A 12674-nucleotide genomic window follows, 5' to 3' on the forward strand; every position below is an offset into this window, starting at 1 on the left:
TTCTCCAGGTTAATTCGCCGTACGGCGGCTATAGCGCGTCATGCGCCGCTCCACCCGCCGGGCCAGAATGTCGATAACATTGTTAAGCAGCCAATAACACAGCGCCACCGCCAGATAGATTTCCAGCGGGGCGTAGGTGGCCGAGATGGCCTGCTTGGCGGCGTACATAAATTCCCGCACCGAGACAATCGACAGCAGCGCCGAGTCCTTGATCAGGCCAATCAGCAGACCCGTCAGCGGCGACAGCATCTGCGGCAGGGTTTGCGGCAGCACCACGTCCACCAGGGCGCGGGTCCGGCTTAAACCCAGCACCCGCGTGGCTTCCCACTGCCCGCGCGGCAGGGCCGCCATCGCGGCCAGGATCACCTGCGCGACATAGGGAGCGTAATAGAGCGTCAGCGCCAGCACGCCCACGGTGGGCGACGAGAACGTGATGCCATATTCAGGCAGCACAAAATACAGCAGATAAATCACCACCAGCAGCGGCAGGCCGAGGGTCAGCGCGCGATAGGCGCGCAGCAGCGGCTGCCAGAAAGGCGGCGCGCGCAGCAGACACCACGCCAGCAGCGCGCCGGCAAGTCCCGCGCACCATGCGGCGATAAGACTCAGCAACAGCGTGATTTGCATCCCCGCCCACAGCGCGGGAGCCGACGAGGCAATGGCATGCCAGTCCATTATACCGGTCTCCCTTTGCCTTCGAGATAACGCGCCGCGCGCAGCAGCGGCAGGGCAATCAGCAGATAGCCGAGCGCCACCAGCAGCAGCACCTGGGCCGGCTCGTAGCTGCGGGCGATGACGATCTGCCCGGCGTAGGTCAGCTCGGTCAGCGCCACCACCGACGCCAGCGGCGTGGTTTTCAGCAAAAGGGTAAATTCGTTGACCAGCATGGGCAGGCTGGCGCGCATCACCTGCGGATTGACCACATACCACCAGGTGAGCCAGCGTCCAAGCCCGAGCGTGCGCGCCGCCTCCAGCTGTCCTGGCGTGACCAGGCGCCGGTTGACCCGCAGGATTTCCGCCACATAGGCGCCGCTGTTCATGCCGATGGCGATCGTCGCCGCCAGCAGCGGTTGCCCGCCCAGCCCGAGCCTGGGCAAGGTAAAAAACACCACGAACAGCTGGACGATGGCGGGCGTGCCGCGCATCAGGCTGACATACAGCCGGCCGGCAAAACGCGGTACCCCGCCCCGCCGCAACTGCAGGTAGCAGCCCAACTGGCCCAGCGCCAGGCTCAGCAGCGCCGCCAGCATCGTCAGTTGCAGGGTGACCCACAGGCCCCGCGCCAGCTCCGGCAATCCGGCGCTGACCTCAGCATCCAGCCCCATGGCTACCTCACTGAGCCGGAAAATCGGTCAACGCTTCCGCCGCCGATAGCCGCAGCGGCGCCGGACGGTCATTACCCTCGATCCCTGTGCAGCAGGCGCTGACGATAAACAGCGTATCCATCACCACCCGGCAGGTGATGCTGTCGCCGGCCCGGGTCTCATTAGGCCGCGGCGCGATAGCGCCATTGCGTTCCAGGTCCACATGCATAAACAAATTGACGGGGTCGGGCAGTTTCGGCACAGGCATCTTCAGGCGCGCCAGTTCGGCGGCCACCGCGTCCATACAGCCCTGCTGCCCGGCGTAACCGCGTCCGGCCAGCCACGCCGTGGTGGAGCCCGGCAGCAGCAGATCGTGGCGGCGCACGCTATCCTTGCCGAGCACCATAACCGGCCGGCGGCGGTTATTGACCAAACGCATGCCCGAGCCGAGCAGATAGCTGTTGCTAAAGACGCGCGTGTGATGCACCGACAGCCAGATCCCCGGATCGTCGACGCTGAAACCAAATAGCGAGGCGACCGCGCCGTCGCCCAGCGCGGTGATGCGCAGCAACTGTCCGCGCACCACGCGGATAGCACCCGCCGCGCCCGGCATCACCATGACCGGCTCCGCCAGCGAACGCGTGGTTTTTGGGGCGGCAACATCCTCTTTCATCAGTAACATATCAGGCCTCGCCGGCGTTGGGTTGATCGGAGATAAGGATATCGATGGGGGTCACCTGTAGCCCGTTGCCGGGAATAATGTCTTGCGGACAGGACGACACGGCGCAGACCAGATCGCACAATGCCAGGAAGGTAATGCGGTCCCCCGCCCGGCTATGCGGATCGGTCACCTCCATTCGGCCGTCGGCGGTGACCGGGCCATTCTGGAACAGGTTGAACGGTTCCGGCAGGCTGTAGTAGGTAACGCCAAAGCCGCGCATGCCTTCCAGCAGGTTATCGACGCAATTGCGATGCCCCTCGACGCCGAAGTCCACGCTGAACCGAGTACGGTCGCAGGCCGGCACGTTGGCGTCGTGAATGCCGATGCTGTCGTCGATAATACGCAACATGGCGCGGTTATCGCTTGACCAAAGCGCGTCGCCCGGCTTAAAGAACAGCGAGCGCAGGTGTTGGCGCGTATGCACCGGCGACAGCTTCTCGGCGGGATTCGCCGCGTTTACCGCCACAAAATCCGCCGCCTGCTGCCCCTCGCTGTCGATAATGGTGAGATATTGCCCTTTACGGACGGTGAATGCCCGGCCGTGCCCGGCGGGGACATGAACCTGTTGCTGACACATGCCTTACTCCTGCGGAATGAAATTATCGGCCGGCACCGTAAAGGTGGTGCCCAGGTATTGGGTTTGCAGCCGTGCCAGTTCGCCGGTTTTCTGCATCGCCAGGATACGGTCGCTGATAACCTTGTTCAGCGTGGCGTCCTCTTTGCGGGTGGCCCACGCCATCCACTGCGATGGGCCTATCTCGCCCACCTGCGCCACCTTGCCGGGATATTTTTTCGCGACAGGCGCCAGCACGGCGATATCGTCAATCACAAAGTCGGCGCGTTTGGTCATCAGGGTGCTGACGGTCTGGTCCAGCGTATCGACGCTGATGATGATGATAGGTTTAAGGCCTTTGCCTGCCAGTTGGTCATTAAAGGTTTTCAGCAGTTGTTCCGGCACGCTGGCGCTTTTTGCCGCGCCGCGCAGCCCCGCCAGGTCTTCCACTTTCAATGGCTTAGCGCTGAAATGGCCCGCGTCGGCTTGGCGTACCAGGATACCGTTGACGGTTTTACTGAAGGGCACGGTAAACAGCACCTTCTTCGCCCGCTCGGCGGTGACGTTAAGGGAGGAACCTTCGGTGTTGAAGGCGCCGGAGATCAGCCCGGGAATAATGCCGCTGAAGGCGGTTTTCTGAAACTCCAGTTTCACCCCCAGTTCTTTGGCTACCGACTGCATAATGGCGGCGCTGTAGCCGACCACCTCGCCCTGGTCGTTGGTGTATTCGTAGGGGGGAAAGGTGGGATCGATACCGACGGTCATTTTGCCGCTGGATTTGATATCGGCCAGCGTATCCGCCTGGGCCGTGGCGCAGTAAGCTCCTAAGGCCAGCAGCGCGGCGGCGAAAAAGGCGATTTTATTCATAAGGGTCATATCCTGGTGTGGTGGCGATGTCTAACAATTAGGCAGCTTTCATGCCACTTTTTACCGCCATCGTTATCCGCGCCGGGAGAGAAACCCTTTTTTCTGTATAAAATCAGAGTGAAACTATTGTTTCTTTATCATTATATTTTATTTCTTTTGTTTCTTAAGGGTCGTTTACAGCCGCGCCGGACCGGCGGTTGCCGCGCCGCCGGCGCACCATCCCCGGGCAAAATCTTACGCTAATGCACCATGACGATCGGTTATTCCAGCTCATCAAGCCACTGGTGCACGGATTCGATCAGCGCCAGCTGATCGTTGCGGGCTTTGCCCCGCTCGCGCGCCACCAGCGAACACAGTAGGTTGCATACCCCCGAGAGCGACGCGGTGCTGTCAAAGATCAGGCTGCCCTCGGTGTGGCAGCGAATAATCCAGGTCGCCTGTTTCGAGGGTTTGCCGGAAAGGACGTCGGAGAGGTACAGCATCGGCACCCGCAGCTCCGCCATGGCGTTCATCGCCGCCTCCAGGGCGGGCATCCGGCGGCGCAGGCCGACGCAGATCGCCACGTCCAGCGGCCCCAGCACGGCAAGGTGCTCCGCCAGCGAATCGCCGGCGCGCGGCAGCAGCCTCACGTCGTGGTGAACATGGATCAGATCGCGATAGAGCATGGCGGCAATGGTCTGGCTGAATCGCCAGCCCATCACCACCACCCGGCGGGCGCCTGCGACCGCTTGCGTGATGTCGCCCAGTTGCTGCGCGTCCAGCGAGCGGTAGGTATTGACCAGGTTGGCCACCTCGCGCTCCAGATGGTTTTGGATCACCGCATCCAGCGGCGAGCCGGATTGAAATTGCTGCAGGTAAAGGGGCGAGCCGCTGTTTTGCATATCGCGCGCCTGCCGCCGGGCCGCGTCGTAATTGTCATAGCCCAGATGGCGGAAAAAACGCGTGGTGGTGGCTTTTGAGACGCCGGCGCTCCGCGCCAGCTCGGTGGCGGTATTCATCGCCAGTTGGCCCGGCGCGGCCAGAATCACGTCAGCCAGCCGCTGCTCATGGCTGGAAAGCTGCTCCCAGCATTGACGGATGCGGTTCTCAAGGGAGGCGGTTTTCACACTCATCAGATTTGTTGCCCTGGATAAATAAATCTCATCCTGCACAGAGTGCGCCGACTTGTCATCAGGAAAGTGCGCGCCGGCTGTGCGATAATGGCGGCAGCGCATGCTGACAAGAGGCGTCGGACGCCATGGAGCCGAGGTATGATGAATCATCCCCACATTGAGCTGGCGTGGCTTGAAGACTGCACGGCCCTGGCCGAGAGCCTGAATTTTTCACGGGCCGCGGAGCTGAGGCATGTGACGCAGCCGGCGTTCAGCCGGCGCATTCAGGCGCTGGAGGAGTGGGCCGGCACGCCGTTGTTTGAACGCAGCCGGGGCGGCGTCAGGCTAACGGCCGCCGGTGAGGTGTTCCACCCGCAGGCGGTGGCTCTTCTGCGCGCGATTCAGGATCTGCGGGCGAAAACGCTGGAAGCGGCGGGCAAAGGCGCGCAGATGATCATTTTTTGCGCAACCCATTCGCTGTCCTCTTTGTTTTTCCCCCACTGGCTGCGTGAAAGCGGCATCACCCCTTTGGATGGCCAGGTAAAGCTGGTGTCGGACACCTTGCTGGCCTGCGAACGCCTGTTCCTGCGCGGCGATGCGCAATTCTTGCTGTGCCATTCCCATTCGGATGCCGGCCGCGGGCTGGAGAACGCGCACTTTACCAGCGTCCAGGTCGGCGAGGATATCCTGCTGCCGCTTTGCGCGCCCGACGCCACCGGCAAACGGCCGAAATGGTCCCTGGACGACATGGCCCGGCCGATACCGTACCTGTCCTACAGCACTGATTCAGGGCTGGGCCGGATAATCGCCACCCAACGGCACATGACCGCGCAGCTGGCAAAAATGGACAGGGTTTTTACCTCCGATCTCGCCGCCACCCTGCTCGCCATGGCCCGGGCCGGAGACGGCGTGGCCTGGCTGCCCAGGACGCTGGCGCAGGCGGATCTGCTCAGCGGCGCGTTGGTCGCGGCGGCGGTACGGGACCGGCGCCTCGAGGTACCGGTGCAGATTAGGGTGTTCCGCCCAGCATCGTCGATGACCCGGGCGGCGGAGCGGTTATGGCAGGCCATCGCCGGCCAGGGCCCGCGCTGACGCGGGATGCGCGGACAGCCATGCCGGCGCGGTATCATGCGTTACCGGGCGCGCGGGCGATTATTCGGCCAGCGCGCGCATCACGCTTATCAGCTCGGATTTCCCCTCGAATCCGATGCCCGGCAGCTCGGGCATCGTGATATAGCCGTTGTCAACGGTCACCGCATCCGGAAAACCGCCGTAGGGCTGGAACAAATCCGGATAGCTTTCGTTTCCGCCAAGCCCCAGCCCCGCCGCGATATTCAGCGACATCTGGTGACCGCCGTGCGGGATACAGCGCGACGCCGACCAGCCGAACTCCTTCAGCACCGCCAGGGTGCGCAGATACTCCACCAGGCCATACGACAAGGCGCAGTCGAACTGGAGATAATCCCGGTCCGGGCGCATGGCGCCGTAGCGCAGCAGGTTACGCGCATCCTGGTGGGAAAACAGATTTTCACCCGTCGCCATGGCGCCCGGGTAAAAGCCGGCCAGGGCGGCCTGCAGGGCATAGTCCAGCGGATCGCCGGCCTCCTCGAACCAGAACAGCGGATACTCGCGCAGCATTTTGGCGTAAGCGATGCCGGTTTCCAGATCAAAGCGCCCGTTGGCGTCCACCGCCAAACGGGCGTCGTCGCCGATCTCATGCAGTACGGCGGCGATACGGCGGCGATCCTCGTCGATTGGCGCGCCGCCGATTTTCATCTTCACCACCGTATAACCGCGGTCCAGATAGCCGCGCATCTCCCGGCGCAGCGCGACAAGATCCTTGCCGGGATAATAATAACCGCCGGCGGCGTAGACAAATACGCGGGGATTGGCGTCTACGCCGTGGGTGTCCGCCAGCAGCCGGAACAGCGGCTGGCCGGCGATTTTCGCCGTGGCGTCCCAGAGCGCCATATCCAGCGTGCCCACGGCCACGGAACGCTCGCCGTGGCCGCCCGGCTTTTCATTGGCCATCATCAGGTCCCAAATCCGGTGGGGATCGAGATTATCGCGGTTAGGATTAAGCACGGCGTCGGCATCCGCCCGCAGGATACGGTCGCGGAAACGTTCACGGATAAGGCCGCCCTGGCCATAGCGCCCATTGGAATTAAAGCCGTAGCCCACCACGCGCCGGCCGTCCTTAATCACATCGGTGACCACCGCCACCAGGCTGGTGGTCATCTTGCTGAAATCGATATAGGCATTACGGATAGGCGAGGCAATGGGTTTGGTGATTTCAACCACGTCGAGAATTTTCATTATTATCTACCCCGGGGATACTGGTTCGGATGTCGCGGCGATTGTAGCCCCGGGGTGCGCCGGCGGCTAATGCCGGTTGCTATTGTCGCTATGCGCGCAAAGCATGACGGATGGGCGCGTGTTGACCGCGCGCATTGCCCGATTTAACACGGAGATCACAATCATACTAATTTCCTATGACGGCATTGCCGCCGTAAAATCCGCGCCGACGACGGTCAAATGTCTGGTATTAATTCACTGTTTCCTGACGATAAAAAAGCAAATGCACCTACCCTTCAGTTGCGTCAACCCTATTGATTTTAATGATTTTTCTGTGAATTAGCCGGTTGACAGGGATTGTCATGTCATTCAATTATCATGACAACCTATCGGCAACCAGAAAGAATAAACATGCATTGGGATCAGCATGGGCTTGTTTCCGGCCCGCAGCCATTATGGTGGCAAATCGCAGACAGATTACGCCGTGAAATCGAATTCGGCGGATTTAAGCCCGGCGAGGCCCTGCCTTCGGAAACCCTGCTTAACCAGGTGTTCGGGGTCAGCCGCACCACCGCGCGCACCGCGCTGGATAAACTTGAGCAGGAGGGCTTAATCAGCCGCCGCGCAGGTAAAGGCTCCATCGTGCTGCCGCCGCAGGTGGTCCAGCCGCTGAGCCAGATGTCGAGTTTCGCGGAAGATATGCAGCGGCGCGGTTTCAGCGCCGGCTACCAGACCCTCGGCGCCCGCATGGCGGTTCCTCCCGCCGATATTGCCGCCGCCCTGCGCCTGCAGCCCAACGAAAAAGCCTTTATGTCCACCCGGCTGTTAAAAGCCGATGACATGCCGATGGCGTATTCCCACAGCTGGCTGTCGCCCGCCCTTTTTGTCCATCACCCGACGCCCGGGGCCGACGACCTTGACCGCCAGTCGCTGTATGTCTGGCTGGAACAGCGGTGCGGCTGCCGCATCGTCGGCGGCCAGGAAACCATCAGCGCCGCCCTGCTCAACGGCGAACTGTCCCGCGCCCTCCAGGTGGCCAGGGGATCCGCCTGCCTGGTCGCCCGGCGCCTGAGCTACGACGCGGACCAGCGCCCGGTGGAATATGTGACGGTGCATTACCGCGCCGATCGCTACAGCTTTACCATCGATTTGGTGCGTAAATCATGATGGCCGGCAAAGGATTGTTTGTCGGCGATATCAGCCTGGATACCACCTTCGGCATGGATCATATCCCGCAGCCCGACGAAAAAGTCCTGGCGCGCATCAACAGCGAGTCCGCCGGCGGGGTGGTGAGCAACGCCGCCCTGGCCTGCCGCCTGGCGGGCGCGGACGTCACGCTCGCCGTTGAAACCGGCGACGACCTGGTGGCGGATCCCCTGCTACATGGCCTGCAACAATCCGGCCTGCGGATTATCAGCCGCAAAAGGCCCGGACGGACCTGCCGCGCCGTAATCCTCCTTGAGCCGCACGGCGAAAAACGGCTGCTGCTGGAGCCGGGCGTCTCGCTGTATCCCAGCCTGGCATGGGTGCAGGCCCTCGATTTACGCGGTATCGACTGGGTGCATACCGCCGTGTACGGCGAGGGGGCGTGGCCCCTGATTGAACAGTGCCGCCGGGCCGGCTGCAAGTGGTCGATTGACCTGGAGCCCGCCACCTTCGCCGGCGGTCTGGAACCCCTCTATCCCCTGCTGTCCGGCGCCGAGGTGGTGTTTTGCAACCAGCGCGCGCTGCGCCAGCTGGGCGATAACGCCGTGGCGCGGCTGCTGGCGCTGGGCGTAACGGCCGTGGTGTGCACCCTTGGCCCGCAGGGCGCGCGCTACGTCTCCGCGGTTCATGACGTGAGCGCCCGCGTACCCTTCGACCCGGTCATCGTGGACACCACCGGCGCGGGCGATTGCCTGGCCGGATGGTTTATCGCCGGGCGCCTGGCGGGCGAATCCCTACACCAGTCGCTTACGCGGGCGGTCTTTGCCGCCACCTACAGCTGCGGGGGCATGGGCGCGCAGCCCTCTTACCCCAGCCACGCACAGCTTATGCATTATCAACGCGCCGGCACGCCCGATGGCGATGCCCGCGCCCCGACAGACGAGAGATAAGATGGCCGGACCACAGGTACTTCCCCAAAAACCCGACATGCTTGCCGCGCTGTTCCCGGTAAAAAAACCGGTAATAGGCGTCATACATTTGCAGGCCCTCCCCGGCGCGCCGCGTTATAACGGGCAGGCAATGAAAGACATTTTCGCCGCCGCCGTCGCCGACGCCAAAACCCTGGCGCAGGGCGGCATCGACGGCATTATTATTGAAAACGCCAGCGATCTGCCCTTTTGCCGGCCGGAAAATATCGGCCCGGAGACGGTGGCCGCGCTGACCGCCGCCTGCATGGAAGTGCGCGCCGCGGTGGCGACGCCCATCGGCATCACCTGCGTGGCCAACGGCGCCATTCCCGCGCTGGCCATCGCCAAGGCGGTCGGCGCGCGCTGGGTACGGGTCAATCAATGGGTCAACGCCTATGTGGCCAATGAGGGCTTTATCAACGGTCCCGCGCCGGAAGCGATGCGCTACCGGTCGATGATCGACGCCCGCGATGTCGCCATTTTCGCCGACGTGCACGTCAAGTTTGGCGCCCATGCCATTACCGCCGATCGCGGCATCGCCGAGCAGGCCACCGACGCGGAATGGTTCGACGCCGATGTGCTGATCGCCACCGGCACCCGCACCGGATCGCCCACCGAACCGACCGAGGTGAACGACGTGCGCAACGGCACCAATTTACCGGTTATCGTCGGTTCCGGCCTGTCGCCGGCCCAGGTGCCCGCGCTGTTCAGCGCGGCCGACGGCGCCATTATCGGCCAATGGCTAAAACACGACGGCGCCTGGTGGAAACCGGTGGATGCCCGCCGCGTGGCGCAGTTAATGCAGGCGGTGATGCTGGTGCGGGAGGGCAAATGACGCTGCTGACCGGTGAAACCGACGTATTCTCTTCCCAGCCGTCGACCTCGGCGCGCTGCGTGGTGGCATTTTTGGCCAAACGCCAGACGGACGCGGGCGACGCGGTGTATCAGCGGCAACATTATCAGGCGCTGATGACGCTGCTGGATCAGCTGCGCGGCGAAGGCTGGCTGTTGTCTTTCCGCGCCATGTTTACGCCGGCCGACCAGACCCTCCCGGCGACGGCGCTCGACAGCGGCGCCCTGCACGAATGGGATATGGCCGGCGCCTTTGAGGCGCCGTCCCTTGACGCCGCGCTGGCGGGAACCGTACGTCTTGAACAGGCGGGCTGGTCGCGGCTGTTCGCCACCCAGTGGCTGTTAGGTCCGCGTGAATTCGCCACCGTGAACGGCGGCGGTGCGGATATCCGGCGCCCCTGGGGGTTTATGGCGCTGTGGGAATGGAACGACGCCTGGTGCGAGGCGACGCCCGCCGAACGCACGGAATATGACGCTGAATGCGACGTCGCGTTTAAAGGCGATCTGGCGCTGAATATCAATATCGCCGGCCGTCATCGCCTGGACTGGGCGCATAGCTGGCATCACCTCGGCATCTGGGAAACCGACAGCCTGGACACTGTCTCCCGGGCCATTACCGGCCATCAGGACGCCGCGGATTTTAAATTCACCACCTCACGCCACGTCACCGGCAAGGTTCGCCCGCTGGCCGACCTGCTGTTGCCCGCCGGCGCTTAAGGAGCCCCTATGTCAGAGAGTATTTGGATCCATTATGCCCGCCCGCGCTCGCGCTGGTATTTACTGACCGATGCCGAACAACAGGAAAAGCGGGCCCGGTGGCAAGCGCTTGCCGATCGGGCGGCGACCGACGGCGCGCGGTTTATGGGCCGCTACCATATTCGCGGCCAGCATGATTTCGAGACCGTCGAAGTGTGGAATTTTCCCGACGCGGAAGCCGCCTTCCAGTATTGGTCCGGCCTGACGGGCGCGGCCTACAACCAGTGGTTCGCGTTTGCCAATAACATTGGTCTTGCGGTGGAGAAACACGAAAATGACCATCCCGGTACTTGAAGCCGTGGCCATCAGCCGACACTTCGGCGGCGTCAGGGCGCTGGAGCACGTGGATTTCCGCGTCTATCCCGGTGAAATCTGCGCCCTGATCGGCGATAACGGCGCGGGGAAATCAACGCTGACGAAAATTCTCTCCGGCGCCGATCGGCCCGATGAGGGCGTGATTAGAATCGACGGCCGCGAGGTGGTGTTCGCCTCGCCGGGGGCGGCCCAGGACAGCGGCATCTCCACGGTCTATCAGGATCTGGCCCTGGCCCCGGAGCTGACGCCGGTGGAAAACCTGTTTTTAGGCCGCGAGGAACTGCGCGGCGGCCCGCTGGGCAGGCTGGGCATGCTCAACCGCGCCGTCATGCGCCGCAAAGCGGTGGAACAGTTCGCCCGCCTGGGCGTCAATCTGCGCTCGCTGTCGGTGCCGGTTTCCTCGCTGTCCGGCGGCCAGCGCCAGTCGGTGGCCATTGCCCGCGCCGCCATGTGGGCCGGACGGGTGATTTTTATGGACGAACCGACCGCCGCGCTCGGCGTCGTCCAGACCGAGCGGGTGCTGCAGCTGGTGCGCCAGGTGCGCGACGCCGGCCTGGCGGTGGTTTTGATCAGCCACAATATGCCGCAGGTCCTGGAAATCGCCGACCGGGTCGAGGTGCTGCGCCTGGGCAAAAGCGTGGCGCAGATGCCGACCAAGGGCCTGCGGGTGGAAGATCTGGTGTCGGCCATGACCAGCGGCACCTACGGCAGCGCGGAGGCGGCGCCATGAACAAAACCTTAGTAAATAAACCGGCGCCTGGCGCTGAACACCCCGCCGGAGCGCGTGATACGCTGGCGCGGCTGATCGGCGGCGGCTGGATATTTATTCTGCTGATAGCGCTTATCGCGCTGTTCGGCGTGCTGCGCCCCGAACAGTTCGGCTCGGCCTACAACCTGGCGCAAATCGCCATTAACGCCGCCATTTTGCTGGTGCTGTCGGTGGGGCAAACCTACGTCATCATCGCCGCCGGCATTGATTTATCCGTGGGCGCGGTTCTGGTGTTTTCCTCGGTGGTTTCCGCCCAGGCGATGCTGTCTCTCTCAGGCCAGGCGGGCAATACCTTCGGCACCACCGACGCCGGCTGGGGCGTGATTGCCGCCGGCAGCCTGGTGGCGGTGGCGGCCGGGCTGCTGTGGGGCGCGCTCAACGGTTTCCTGGTGGCCGTGGCCAGAATCCCGGCGCTGATTGTCACCCTCGGCACCTTCGGCATGGCGCTTGGGCTGGCGCAGGTATTTTCCGGCGGCATCGATGTGCGCGCCATGCCGGAAAAGCTGGTGGATGTGGTCGGCGGCGGCGCCGTCGCCGGTATTCCGGTGCTGGTGTTGATCGCGGTGGCGGTGCTGGCCGTCGCCGCTTTTGTACTGCACCTTACCCGCTTCGGCCTGCATGTCTTTGCCGTCGGCTCCAACCTGGAAGCGCTGCGGCGCGCGGGCATCAATGTTAAAGCGCGCCTGGTCGCCATTTACATGATTTCCGGCGCGCTGGCGGGCGTGGCCGCCATCATGTCCAACGCGCGTTTTTCCACCACCACCATCGGCGGCCACGCCATGGATAACCTGGCGACCATCTCCGCCGTGGTGCTGGGCGGAACCAGCCTGTTCGGCGGCATCGGCAGCGTCGCCGGAACCATTATCGGGGTGTTTATCCCCATTATCCTGCTAAACGGTTTTGTCATCCTCGGCATCCCGCCGTTTTGGCAAACCGTGGCGATGGGCATGGTACTGATCCTGGCGGTCTGGATTGATCAGCTCAAACGCCGGGCCCGGGATCGACGTTAACCGCAGGTCACGCTACAGGCACGTTTG

The 12674-nt window shown here is 63.3% G+C and carries 15 protein-coding genes; 8 read left to right on the forward strand and 7 right to left on the reverse strand.

All coding sequences use genetic code 11. From position 1 onward, the window contains the following. Positions 1-9: 9 nt before the first annotated feature. The 6 genes from ACL2XG_RS06870 to ACL2XG_RS06895 form a co-directional block, all read right to left on the reverse strand. A complete protein-coding gene (locus tag ACL2XG_RS06870) occupies positions 10-675 on the reverse strand; it encodes an amino acid ABC transporter permease (RefSeq protein ID WP_410015586.1) in 666 nt (221 codons plus the stop codon). Next, positions 675-1325: an amino acid ABC transporter permease gene (locus ACL2XG_RS06875; RefSeq protein ID WP_410015587.1), complete on the reverse strand. Its 651-nt coding sequence runs from the start codon at positions 1323-1325 to the stop codon at positions 675-677. The genes ACL2XG_RS06870 and ACL2XG_RS06875 overlap by 1 nt, the downstream gene beginning before the upstream one ends. A gap of 7 nt (positions 1326-1332) precedes the next feature. Then, positions 1333-1986 (reverse strand): urea carboxylase-associated family protein, encoded by a 654-nt coding sequence (locus tag ACL2XG_RS06880; RefSeq protein WP_410015588.1) that lies wholly within the window; start codon positions 1984-1986, stop codon positions 1333-1335. Position 1987: 1 nt separating this feature from the next. Continuing rightward, positions 1988-2602 carry a DUF1989 domain-containing protein gene (locus ACL2XG_RS06885; RefSeq protein ID WP_410015589.1) on the reverse strand — a complete coding sequence of 205 codons (615 nt, stop codon included), beginning with the start codon at positions 2600-2602 and terminating at the stop codon, positions 1988-1990. Positions 2603-2605: 3 nt separating this feature from the next. Then, a complete protein-coding gene (locus ACL2XG_RS06890) occupies positions 2606-3445 on the reverse strand; it encodes a transporter substrate-binding domain-containing protein (protein ID WP_413722521.1) in 840 nt (279 codons plus the stop codon). Between the two features lie 260 nt (positions 3446-3705). Beyond that, entirely contained in the window at positions 3706-4557 is an 852-nt protein-coding gene (locus ACL2XG_RS06895; protein WP_410015591.1) for a MurR/RpiR family transcriptional regulator, read from the reverse strand. A gap of 138 nt (positions 4558-4695) precedes the next feature. Here ACL2XG_RS06895 and ACL2XG_RS06900 point away from each other — a divergent pair, with 138 nt between their 5' ends. Beyond that, entirely contained in the window at positions 4696-5628 is a 933-nt protein-coding gene (locus ACL2XG_RS06900) for a LysR family transcriptional regulator (RefSeq protein ID WP_413722520.1), read from the forward strand. 60 nt (positions 5629-5688) lie between these two features. Here the strand turns inward: ACL2XG_RS06900 and ACL2XG_RS06905 are convergent, their stop codons facing one another. Then, entirely contained in the window at positions 5689-6852 is a 1164-nt protein-coding gene (locus ACL2XG_RS06905) for a mandelate racemase/muconate lactonizing enzyme family protein (RefSeq protein WP_413722519.1), read from the reverse strand. Between the two features lie 390 nt (positions 6853-7242). Between ACL2XG_RS06905 and ACL2XG_RS06910 the strand changes: the two genes are divergently transcribed. From ACL2XG_RS06910 to ACL2XG_RS06940, 7 genes are read left to right on the forward strand one after another with little or no spacing between them, the layout of a single operon-like run. Then, complete coding sequence (locus ACL2XG_RS06910; protein ID WP_413722518.1) at positions 7243-7998, forward strand: GntR family transcriptional regulator; 756 nt, start codon at positions 7243-7245, stop codon at positions 7996-7998. After that, positions 7995-8927, forward strand: a complete 933-nt coding sequence (locus tag ACL2XG_RS06915) for a carbohydrate kinase family protein (RefSeq protein ID WP_413722517.1) — start codon at positions 7995-7997, stop codon at positions 8925-8927. The genes ACL2XG_RS06910 and ACL2XG_RS06915 overlap by 4 nt, the downstream gene beginning before the upstream one ends. 1 nt (position 8928) lies before the next feature. Next, the gene (locus tag ACL2XG_RS06920) at positions 8929-9780 is read left to right on the forward strand and encodes a BtpA/SgcQ family protein (RefSeq protein WP_413722516.1); all 852 of its coding nucleotides are present in this window, start codon (positions 8929-8931) and stop codon (positions 9778-9780) included. Further along, positions 9777-10514 carry a hypothetical protein gene (locus ACL2XG_RS06925; protein WP_410015597.1) on the forward strand — a complete coding sequence of 246 codons (738 nt, stop codon included), beginning with the start codon at positions 9777-9779 and terminating at the stop codon, positions 10512-10514. The genes ACL2XG_RS06920 and ACL2XG_RS06925 overlap by 4 nt, the downstream gene beginning before the upstream one ends. Before the next feature lie 9 nt (positions 10515-10523). After that, complete coding sequence (locus tag ACL2XG_RS06930; RefSeq protein ID WP_413722515.1) at positions 10524-10847, forward strand: hypothetical protein; 324 nt, start codon at positions 10524-10526, stop codon at positions 10845-10847. Then, the gene (locus ACL2XG_RS06935) at positions 10828-11598 is read left to right on the forward strand and encodes an ATP-binding cassette domain-containing protein (protein ID WP_413722514.1); all 771 of its coding nucleotides are present in this window, start codon (positions 10828-10830) and stop codon (positions 11596-11598) included. The genes ACL2XG_RS06930 and ACL2XG_RS06935 overlap by 20 nt, the downstream gene beginning before the upstream one ends. Then, complete coding sequence (locus ACL2XG_RS06940; RefSeq protein WP_413722513.1) at positions 11595-12647, forward strand: ABC transporter permease; 1053 nt, start codon at positions 11595-11597, stop codon at positions 12645-12647. The genes ACL2XG_RS06935 and ACL2XG_RS06940 overlap by 4 nt, the downstream gene beginning before the upstream one ends. Positions 12648-12674 lie beyond the last annotated feature (27 nt).

The sequence above is a fragment of the Sodalis sp. RH24 genome (assembly GCF_047324145.1).
Lineage (GTDB): Bacteria > Pseudomonadota > Gammaproteobacteria > Enterobacterales > Enterobacteriaceae > Acerihabitans.